This is a genomic window from Weissella sp. MSCH1, assembly GCF_045799135.1.
Lineage (GTDB): Bacteria > Bacillota > Bacilli > Lactobacillales > Lactobacillaceae > Weissella.
In genome coordinates, this window is the sequence record NZ_JBJMBA010000043.1 from 110,710 (window position 1) to 121,358 (window position 10,649).

The 10,649-nt window shown below is 46.5% G+C and carries 7 protein-coding genes; all 7 read right to left on the bottom strand.

The annotated features are described in order from the left end of the window. Positions 1-13: 13 nt before the first annotated feature. The 7 genes from smc to ACJ28U_RS08695 all read right to left on the bottom strand — a co-directional run bounded on the left by smc (position 14) and on the right by ACJ28U_RS08695 (position 10,532). Complete coding sequence (gene smc, locus ACJ28U_RS08665; protein WP_407618987.1) at positions 14-3,571, bottom strand: chromosome segregation protein SMC; 3,558 nt, start codon at positions 3,569-3,571, stop codon at positions 14-16. A gap of 9 nt (positions 3,572-3,580) precedes the next feature. Further along, positions 3,581-4,279 (bottom strand): ribonuclease III, encoded by a 699-nt coding sequence (gene rnc, locus ACJ28U_RS08670; protein ID WP_099087506.1) that lies wholly within the window; start codon positions 4,277-4,279, stop codon positions 3,581-3,583. A gap of 177 nt (positions 4,280-4,456) precedes the next feature. Beyond that, the gene (gene acpP, locus ACJ28U_RS08675) at positions 4,457-4,696 is read right to left on the bottom strand and encodes an acyl carrier protein (protein ID WP_010372814.1); all 240 of its coding nucleotides are present in this window, start codon (positions 4,694-4,696) and stop codon (positions 4,457-4,459) included. A gap of 44 nt (positions 4,697-4,740) precedes the next feature. Then, a complete protein-coding gene (gene plsX / locus ACJ28U_RS08680; RefSeq protein WP_407618988.1) occupies positions 4,741-5,799 on the bottom strand; it encodes a phosphate acyltransferase PlsX in 1,059 nt (352 codons plus the stop codon). Between the two features lie 99 nt (positions 5,800-5,898). Then, positions 5,899-7,935 (bottom strand): ATP-dependent DNA helicase RecG, encoded by a 2,037-nt coding sequence (recG, locus tag ACJ28U_RS08685; protein ID WP_099087508.1) that lies wholly within the window; start codon positions 7,933-7,935, stop codon positions 5,899-5,901. Positions 7,936-8,578: 643 nt separating this feature from the next. Further along, positions 8,579-9,181, bottom strand: coding sequence for a hypothetical protein (locus tag ACJ28U_RS08690; protein WP_407618989.1), 603 nt, complete (start codon positions 9,179-9,181; stop codon positions 8,579-8,581). Next, positions 9,171-10,532, bottom strand: coding sequence for a glycosyltransferase (locus ACJ28U_RS08695; RefSeq protein WP_407618990.1), 1,362 nt, complete (start codon positions 10,530-10,532; stop codon positions 9,171-9,173). The genes ACJ28U_RS08690 and ACJ28U_RS08695 overlap by 11 nt, the downstream gene beginning before the upstream one ends. Positions 10,533-10,649 lie beyond the last annotated feature (117 nt).

The following is a 10,649-nucleotide window of genomic DNA, read 5'->3' on the forward strand; positions in this document are numbered from 1 at the left end:
TGTTTTTTCCCCGTTAATTTTCTGATGTCATCTCATCGAGTGCCATCAAGTTTACTGAAACCATCGTTGAAACACCTGGTTCTTGCATTGTCACCCCATACAGAACGTCGGCGTTTGTCATCGTTCCCTTACGGTGCGTAATCACAATAAACTGTGTCCGATCATTCACATCATGCAAATAACGTGAAAATCGATCAACGTTCGCTTCATCCAGCGCTGCTTCAGTCTCATCAAGTACCGCAAACGGTACGGGCCGGACCTCCAAAATCGCAAAAAGCAGGCTGATTGCTGTCAACGCCTTTTCACCACCCGACAACAAACTCATTTGTTGGAATTTTTTGCCAGGTGGCTGGGCCTTGATATCAACCCCAGTTGTTAGCAAATTCGTCGGATCCGTCAGTTCTAACTTCGCCTGACCGCCCCCAAACATCTTAACGAAAATGCCAGCAAAATGTTCTGCCACAGCGTCAAACGTTTCCTTGAAGCGGGTTTCGACTTCTTCATCCATTTCCGACATTGTTTGGCGCAAGTTATCACGGGCCGCAACCAAGTCATCTTGCTGCTGGGTCAAGAAATCAAAACGCTCTTTCACTTCCACATATTCATCAATCGCCGTTAAATTAACGTTACCAATTTCTGACAAAGTCACTTTCAACGCCTGTAATTCCGTACGGATATCTGCAATTGGCATGACCAGCAGCTGCGACTTGGCGTATTCGAACGACGTATCGTATGTTTCTTCCAAGGTCCGTTCACCGGCTTGAATCGCACTACGTAATTCACCCTGTCGCCCGCTCAAACGGCTCAAGTTCGTCATCGCTTCCGTTTGTGCTTCTTGCGCTTGCACAAGCTCGCCTTCTGCTAAGGCAATTTCTTGGCGCAACTCATCTAACTCAGTTGCCAAATCGGTCAACTCGTCTTCGGTCGCTTCCTTATCCGCCAACGTACCGGTCAAGTCGTTAGCTAGGCGTTGTTGGACATCACCTTGATCTGCCGTCAAATCGGTCATCTGTTGCTGATATGCCGATAAGCGCTGTTCTTCCGCCTGAATTTGTTCCACAACATCTTCGTGACGAACGGAAGCCGACTGCACATTAGCTTGGGCCGTGGCGAGTTGCGCTTGCAAGGTCGTTAATTCTTGATCAACTGTCGCCATCTTGTCACTCAATGCCGACTGCTCAGCCAACAAGTTCGTTAACTGTGTTTGTTGTGTTGCTTGTTGCTCAGATAAAGTCGCAATGTCGTGTTGATTGTCAGCCACCAATGACGCGTGGTCAACCGTACCTGACGATGACACACTAAATTCATACGTTAAGGCCGACTTCTCTTTTTGCACTTGGGCCAAGCGTTCTTCAGCCACCTGTAATTGCGCCGTCGCCGTTTGTGCCGCTTCATTAGCCACCAACACCTGATCTTGCGCCTCACCAAAGGCCGTCGTTGTTGCTTTCAGTTCGTCATCTAACTCACGAACCTGTCGTTCCAACTGTTCCGTTTGCGTGTGCAACGTCGCAACCTGCTCCGTCAATGATTCCACTTCACTTTGCTGTGACAACAAACCATTACCTTGATTACGACTGGCACCACCGGTCATCGATCCACCTGCGTTCATGACTTGTCCATCAAGGGTCACAATCCGTACGCGATGTTGTAAGGCTCGAGCCATAGGCACAGCCGCATCCATGTTTGTGACAATGACAGTTGTCCCGAGCAAACTTTGTACGACGGGGCGATACGCACTATCTGTCTTCACTAAATCTGCTGCGACACCAACAAAGCCAGCTTGTCCCTGAGCAGTCTGAATTTGTGCCGGTTGCAACTCACGTTTGCGAATTGTTGTTAATGGCAAAAATGTCACACGTCCCAAACGGTGCTGCGTCAAATAACTAATTGCCGTCTTACCAACCTGTTCATCCGCGACAACCACGTTTTGTAAAGCACCACCCAACGCCGTTTCGATAGCTGTTTGATGCGTTGATGCAACTGAAATTAACTCAGCCAGCACACCGTGAATGCCTGGAAAATTTTCTTTGGCCTTCATGAGGTTACGTACGCCTTGGAAATAGCCCTCATAATTTTCAGATAGACGACTCAACGACTGCAAACGCGTTGACAGACGTTGATCCTCCTCCATCTTGCTAAACCACTCTTGGCGGCGTGCTTGACTTTGTTCCTCTAACTGTTTGCCCAACTGCTGCAAGCGCGTAAATTCAGCTTGCGCACTAGCCAAAGTTGCCGTCGTTTCAGCTACGTTGGTTTGTGCGGTTGCGACTGTGGCTTCAGCATTGGTCATTTGCATCGTCAATTGATTCTGACGTTGCGTCAACCGCTCACTTTCAGCGTCATTCCGCTCATTTTCTTGGGCTAAGAATTGCTGTTGATTTTTAGCAGTCGTTAACAATTGCATCGTCTCAACTAAGGTTGCCCGTAGTTGTTCAATGTCCGCCGTTACCTGAGTCAACTGTTGGCGGGGGTGTGACGCCTGTAACGTCGCAATATTTGCTTCTAGCTTTGTTACCTGTTCGGTCTCCGCCGTCATTGTGTCTTGCCGGTTTGCCTCCGTTGCACGTAGTTCCGTCAAACGAGTTTCAACTTGAGCCAGTTGCGTCTCGAGTTCTCGAGTTACGTTTGACCGATTACTGGAACGCTCCGCCTGCAATTTTTGTTCGCCAACCAATTGTTCCGCACGAGTCGTCAATCGCAATAATTCAGCTTGTGCTTGTTGCTGCTTTTCTTCAGCTTCCGTCCGAGCTTGCTTCATCGCTGCTAACGCGTCAGTATGCGCCTTAACCGATTCCGCATGTGTGTCGTTCTCATCTTCAGCCCGACTTAATTGGGCCTTGATGTCTGCTTGCTCAGTGTACCAGTCCGTTAATTCCAACACTAAGCGTGACTGATCTAACTGGTCAAACCGTGCTTTTGTTGTCAAATACGTTTGCGCCTTTGCTGATTGCTCAGCTAATGGGGCCACCCGATTTTCCAACTCATACAAAATATCTTGCACCCGGTTTAAGTTATCCTGCACACCAGTCAGCTCTTTTTCAGCCTTGTCTTTATTTTGCTTATACTTATAAACTCCAGCCACATCTTCAATGATTGACCGACGTTCTTCTGGCTTCGCACTGAAAATACTTTCAACACGTCCTTGTGAAATGATTGAAAAGCTTTCGCGTCCCAACCCGGAATCCATAAATAATTCGTGAATATCTTTTAAGCGAACCGTTGTCCCATTAATTTGGTACTTTGAATCACCATTTCGATATAGTGCACGCGTAATCCGAATTTCAGAGTAGTCGGAATTCAAATAACGATCGGTATTATCGAACGTAATTGAAACTTCGGCGCGATTCAACGGCGCACGTTGTGATGTCCCACCGAAAATTACGTCCGACATTTTGTCACCACGTAGTCCCTTGGCGGACTGCTCACCCATTACCCAGCGAACGGCTTCGATAATATTTGATTTACCGGAACCATTTGGTCCTACAACTCCAGTGATACCTGGCATAAATTCTATCTTGGTGCGATCAGCAAATGACTTAAAGCCGCTAATCTCCAATGTTTTTAGTTTCATACCAATTCCCTAGTTTTTCGTCAATGTTTGGTACGCTGCCCGTGCAGCGACCTTTTCTGCTTCCTTTGTTGATTTTCCTTCGCCTGTTGCCAATACTTGATCATTCACGGCAACCTGCACTGTAAAAATTTGTTCATTATTTTCTACAGGTCGCTCGCCCAACTTAGTGTACGTAATTTTGACACTACCATGACGTTGCAAATGCTCCTGCAATTTCGATTTGTAATCCACGAAACGATCGTAGAATCCTTCATCAATCTTGTTAAACATGATTTCACCTAGGAAGTGCATCACGACATCTTGACCTTGATCCAAGAATAACGCACCGATAAACGCTTCCCATAAGTCTTCTAACAGTGAATCACGATTACGAGCGCCCGATAATTCCTCACCACGGCCCAATTGCACATATTGATCGAGATGCAACTCACGTGACAAAGCTGCAAACGCCCGGGTTTGGACCATCGAAATCCGCAACTCTGTCAATCGACCTTCATCCCACTCTGGGTAACGCTTAAATAGATAGACGGCGGTTGATTGTTGCATCACGGCGTCACCTAAAAATTCAAGACGTTGGTAATCATTTCCCGTGTAGTTTGGATGTTCATTAATATAATTTGCTTGCGTTAATGCCTCCTCCAACAATGACACATCGTTAAAGTGGATATTATAGGATAATGCAAGTTCTGCTTGTAGTTGTTTAAACATAAGACTTCCTTTCTAGATATACTGTTTAATTATACCAGAGAAAACCGTGTTATATTACGGTTCTTCAGAGTTTGTTAACCAGCGCACGCAAATTTTCCCAACACACAAAAATCCCAGCAACTACTAAACCACGTTGGGTTAGCTTGCTGGGATTTATGGTTAATTTTTAACTGTTAGTTAAACGCGTGCGGCAATATAATCTACCGTGTCGTTGATGGTAATCAACTTTTCAGCGTCTTCGTCAGAGATTTCTGCACCAAATTCGTCTTCCATCTCCAATACCAATTCAACAAAATCAATTGAATCGGCATCGATGTCTGTCAAAAAGTTTAATTCACCAGTCACCTTAGCTGGGTCCAACTCAAAGTGGTCCGCAACTAGTTCAATGACCTTGTTTAAGATTTCTTGTCGTTCCATGATTCCGTTTCCTATTCGAATATTTAACTCTACCTAGTTTAACGCTATTCAGCGGCGCCGTCCACATCATTCTCTGGTCGCGCTGCCAAATCTTCCTTGTGATCGGCAACAAACGCTTGCACCTTGGCCACCAAATCAGCTTCTAGCATCGTGTGAATTTGCTTCATCGTGTTCGCAACTGCATCTGGTCCAGCTGAACCGTGTGTCTTAACAACCGGTGCGTTAACCCCGATAACAACGGCGCCACCGTGCTGTGAGTAGTCCAATTTTGCTTGAACGCCCTTCAACGCAGGCTTCAACATCGCACCAGCCATCTTCGTCTTAAGACTACCACTCATAATGGTATCCTTAAGCAACTTCAACAACGACAAGGCCGTTCCTTCAATTGACTTCAACGTGGCATTACCTGAGAAACCATCGGCAATCACAACGTCAGCAGGGCCTTGCAAAACTTCGCGTGCTTCAACGTTACCCACGAAGTTCAACAAATTGTGGTCTGAACCGTAACGCAACAATTGGTGCGCTTCCTTGTGGACTTGGTCACCCTTGTCTTCTTCAGTTCCGTTGTTCAACAAGCCAACACGTGGGGCATCGTAACCCAAAATCTCGTGTGCGTAGAATGAACCCAAAATACCATATTGGTACAAGTGTGCAGGACGGTTTTCCGCATTGGCACCCATATCCATCATCACGAAAGCATCGTGCGGACCATCAAACGCTGGCAACGCCGTCATCAAAGCCGGACGATCAATTCCCTTGATACGGCCAACAATGAAGATACCGGCGGCCAACAAGGCCCCTGTGTTACCGGCTGAGAAAATGGCATCCGCATCACCATTCTTAACCGCTTGTGCGGCCAAAACTAATGAACTTTGCTTCTTGCGGCGAATTGACTTCACTGGCTCATCGGCCATCGCAATAACTTCATCTGCTTGTACCAAAGTCAAGCGGTCCTCATTCTTAACGAAAGGCTTCACCTTGTCCAATTGACCAAACAACAAAAACTCCGTGTCAGGCATTTGGTCACGCGCTAGCTCAACACCAGCAACGATTGCTTCTGGGGCGTTATCCCCTCCCATTGCGTCAATGGCAATCTTAAACATAATTACATTTCCTCTCGGATTCAAAAAATAACTTAAATAAATGCTAGAACAAATCTAACATACTTTTAGGACTGGGTAAAAGTAAAAGGCGCCAATTTTTTAATCAAAATTACGATAACGAGCCATGGTTTCTGACAGCATATCCGCCAGTGGTGCTAGCTCGGGGTCTTTGTCCCAATCTGGTTTTGCCACAATTTCAATGGCTTCTTCTTGTGCCACTGTCATCATCGCCAAGTCTGCAATCGGGTCCCCGACGCGGAACTCTGGCACACCAGATTGACGATTACCTAAGATATCCCCGGCACCACGCAACTCCAAATCCTTTTGTGCTAAGACAAATCCGTCCGTTGTGGCAACCATTGCTTCCATGCGATCAATACCGTATTGCGTTTTTGGATCACTAATTAAGAAGGTATAGGATTGGCGACTACCTCGACCAACACGACCACGTAATTGGTGTAGTTGTGATAATCCAAAACGATCCGCATCCAAAATGAGCATGACCGTCGAGTTTGGCACGTCCACGCCGACTTCAATTACCGTGGTAGAAACTAACACTTGGAACTCATTTGCCTTAAAAGCCGCCATAACGTCTTCTTTTTCTTGATTCGATAGCCGTCCATGTAATAAGCCGACCCGATAAGTAGGAGCAAAATACTCCGATAGCTCCGCATACACAGCTTCGGCATTTTGAACATCAAGTGTTTCGGACTCTTCAATCAACGGTGTCACAACGTATGCCTGAGCGCCTTCCTGGAGTTGGGACCTAATAAAGGCGATTGTTTTTTCCATCTCATTACTACGCAACCAATACGTCTTAATTTGTTTACGACCAGCTGGTAATTGATCAATAATCGACACATCCATTTCACCATACGCTGTGATGGCTAACGTTCGTGGAATTGGTGTCGCTGTCATCGCTAAGATATCCGGATTCATGCCGATTTCGCGGAGTGTCGCCCGCTGTTGCACACCAAAGCGATGCTGCTCATCAATAACCGCTAACCCTAGATTACGGAAAGCAATATCAGGTTGAATCAACGCGTGCGTTCCAATCAAAATATCCACTTCACCGTTTGCGACATCTTCCAAAATTTGGCGTCGAGCCGCCGTTTTTGTTGAACCCGTTAACAACTCAACTCGCACTTTATCTGGATCAAAAAAGTTACCAATCGTTTTAGCGTGTTGCTGGGCCAAAATTTCAGTTGGCGCCATTAAAGTTGCCTGCATCCCAGCAGTAATTGCAGCATACATCGCCAACGCAGCCACAACTGTTTTTCCGGATCCCACGTCTCCTTGTAAAAGACGATTCATATGAATCGGGCGTCGCATGTCACGCACGATTTCATTCACGACTCGTTTTTGCGCATCCGTGAGTTCAAACGGCAATGTGGCAATAAACGCCTTTAATTCATCATTGTTGAAATTAATTGACCGGCCACGGTTATCACGATCCATTGACTTAATCACCTGCAGACGCATTTGAAAAACGAAAAATTCCTCAAACGACGCGCTGCGCCGTGCTTCGGTCGCAATTTGGCCATCCGTTGGCGCGTGCATACCAAAGACTGTATCGTGATGGTTCATCAACTTATATCGTGTTCGTAAATACGCCGGCACGATATCTGTCCGCAACAATTCGCCATACTTGCCCAGTGCTTGAATAATTAAATCTTTAATAGTCTTTGCTTTGATTTCTTTTGAAGATGGATAAACTGCTTCCATTTCATCATCGCCATTCCGCGACATTAACTTAATACCAGACAGGCCTTGACGCGTCTTGTCGTAGGTACCATGGACGGCCACTTCCTGACCAAGCTCTAAGTTTTTCCCTACCCACGGTTGATTAAAAAATGACACCATAATCGTGTCATGTTCCACTGTCAGCCGGAAACTAGTCCGTGTTTTCTTATACCCGAAGCGATTAACCACGGGTGGTGACGTGATAACACCTTTAAACGTTACCTTCTCACCATCTTGCGTTTCAGCAGGCGTTTTCATCGCTAAGTCGTTATAGCGCATTGGATAATAGCCAAGTAAGTCATCGATTGTGTAGATACCAAGTTTATTGAGCGCTTGAACCCGCTTTGGGCCAACACCATCGAGATCATCGACTAAATCTAATAAACTAGCCAAGTTAAACACCTCCCTTTCTGAGGTATCATTATAACGCAAAATTAGGTTTTACTGAACAAAAATAACGTGTACTTTGGTTTTGGTGGCGGTCGACGCGTTGCGTCGAGACATGGTGGGTGGGGTGTGACTACGCCAAAGATTGGTCGGGGTAAACTCCGCCGGCGCGAGCACCGGCTAGTGCCCAAATAATTGTGCGAAGAGTCAAGGTCCGTAACGTCTTATCTAACCGGCGGTCGGCCGAACTTGTGAGTTCACCCCGATCAATCGCTACGTCACACCCCACCCACCATGCCAGCAGCCAAGCTATTCTCGGTTTGCTTGATAGTCTTTGTTGCCCTTACGCCATCACACCACAGAACATTGACATTCAAAGATTACAGAGAACCACTTGGTTGCTGCAACAGGTATGGGTTGTCTCCGGAGCGTTCAAAAATTGGCAACATACCGCATGGCCGGCGCTATTCAGAAAAGCCCACACAGGACTTAAAGGATTAGGGGGAATTATTTGCCCTGCTGAATGGCGTCCGCGCCATTCGGTTGCCAAGTTTTTGAACAACGGCGTAGGATACAACCCGTGCCTGTTGCTCGTGCGATAGCACGACCCGCACTAAAAAACACCGACCAAAATAAGTCGGTGTTTCTATTAGCCTAGATATCGTAAAATTTCGATGTCTTGTGTATCAAAAATATCTTGGCAGGCTTTGGTTAGGTAATCTGTTTCGTTCGCATAGAGTTTACCGTCATAAAGAAAACTCAAACTGACCGGTTGTTGACTGTCGCCATCATAGTTATAAAGCTTCTTCACCAACTTGCCGTTACTTTGTGTCAGACGAATCATAATGGTGCGCAAACGTTCATCACGAATCCAGCGCTTAATTACCTCTGCTCGTTCACCCACCAAGTCAAATTGCCAGTTAGCGCCGGCGGCCATGTATTTAACGGCACGGACCGTTTGCTTTTGCCAATCAATTAATTGCAATGTGGCAATTTCTTGTCCCATGTCTGTTACTCGTAACTCACCCTGTGGCGTATAAGCCATGGCATAGTCCGTTGCAAACGGCAAATCATTCAACGTGGTGGCCGGACGTTTACGCACCCCAGCAAGCCGGTACAGTACGTATTCGCCGGCTTGCCGTGCCGCATACTGTTCATCCTCTGTGACGTTCACAATCTGCACGTGATGGTAGCGCCGCTTCAACTGGTTAAACGTCTCAATCACATGGTCCGTTTTTTCATTAATCAGCATTATTTTCATCGCACTGCTCCAATTCTGCAATTAAGTCTGCCCACTTGGCCGTAATATGTGGCGCATCATACTGCATTGCCTGTTGTCGCGCTGCTTCACTAGCTTGCTCGCGCCAGTGGCGATCAGCCAGTCCCATTACTAACGCATTCGCCAACAAATCAACCCGACCATCTGATACCAACTTGCCCCCCTTACCAATCACAGCGCGCGGACCGTAATCAATATCATATGACACAACTGGTGTGCCAGCGGCTAACGCTTCAAGCAACGTCCGACCAAAACCTTCGGTACGAGACGTGAATACCGTCAATTGGCCAGTCTGGAAGGTCGCAACCGCATCCGTTGTTGGCCCATTAAATGTAATGTAATTAGATGCATGGGCTTCCGTGACTTGTTTTTGCAGTTGCGTGTAATATGCTTGGTCTGTCACTGTGCCATACAGTTGCAAATTGATATCGCGATTTTGTTGATGGGCCTGCACTACCGCTGCAATCATATCCTCAACCCGTTTAATGCGATCAAATCTAGTCACCACCACCACTGACATTGCCCGGCGGTCTGCCAACGCCGTCACTGACTGGGGCATGGTAATCGACGCAGGGGCAATATCTGCTGTCCGACACCGCCATTCCGTCTGGACATCAACAGCCTGATTGTGGGTCCCGGTAACAATCCAATCAAATTGACGCGAACGTAGCAAATTGCGGAACCCAACTAAAATTTGATGTTGACCAACGTGATGATCAGCATGAATATAGGCGACCTTTGCCACTGCGTTGCTTACCCCAAGATAGGCTTGCGTCATTTCTTCTTCCAACACATCGGCATAAATAACGCTCGGTTCCTGGGCCGTGATTTCCTGCAAAAACTGACGAACCAAAGCTGTGAAACTCATCACTTGCAACTGGCCGGCTTGCCAAAAATGAACTTGGGCCACTTTATTTTGTTGATATAACAGTCGGATTCGCTCGGAACCATCAGCGTTATACAGAATGGCTACCCGTCGCGAAACCGTCTTATTATCCAGGCCATAGTAAATTTCACCAACCAAGCGATCACTTTGATTAAACATACGGTCAACCAATGTCACCTGTTGATGATCATGTAGTCTTTCAACCCGCACACCACCATTAATGACATCCCCCTGATAATACGCCATCATATTTAAATGGTTTGCCTCTAAATCCGGGGCAACCGCCTGCCAAATGTCATTGTATTGTGGATTGTAGTCAAACGTGACTAATCGCACATTTTTCTGCAATGCTTTAAATAAACGCACGCGTTCAGTCACCGCATACGATCGACCGCTCTGTCCTCGACCAAAAAACTCCATTAAAAATAAGTGTTGCATTAGAACCTCCCCGTTTGTTCAAACGCTTTCTTTCAGTATAACAACAAAACGTGGGCTTTTTTTGAAATATTCCTAATCAAAAACACCTCGCCAACTTAAACCGTTGACGAGGTGTCT

What these genes read in the sequence shown, in the direction of transcription:
- smc (WP_407618987.1), bottom strand. Translation starts at nt 3,571, where the DNA reads ATGAAACTAAAAACATTGGAGATTAGCGGCTTTAAGTCATTTGCTGAT.
- rnc (WP_099087506.1), bottom strand. Translation starts at nt 4,279, where the DNA reads ATGTTTAAACAACTACAAGCAGAACTTGCATTATCCTATAATATCCAC.
- acpP (WP_010372814.1), bottom strand. Translation starts at nt 4,696, where the DNA reads ATGGAACGACAAGAAATCTTAAACAAGGTCATTGAACTAGTTGCGGAC.
- plsX (WP_407618988.1), bottom strand. Translation starts at nt 5,799, where the DNA reads ATGTTTAAGATTGCCATTGACGCAATGGGAGGGGATAACGCCCCAGAA.
- ACJ28U_RS08690 (WP_407618989.1), bottom strand. Translation starts at nt 9,181, where the DNA reads ATGCTGATTAATGAAAAAACGGACCATGTGATTGAGACGTTTAACCAG.
- ACJ28U_RS08695 (WP_407618990.1), bottom strand. Translation starts at nt 10,532, where the DNA reads ATGCAACACTTATTTTTAATGGAGTTTTTTGGTCGAGGACAGAGCGGT.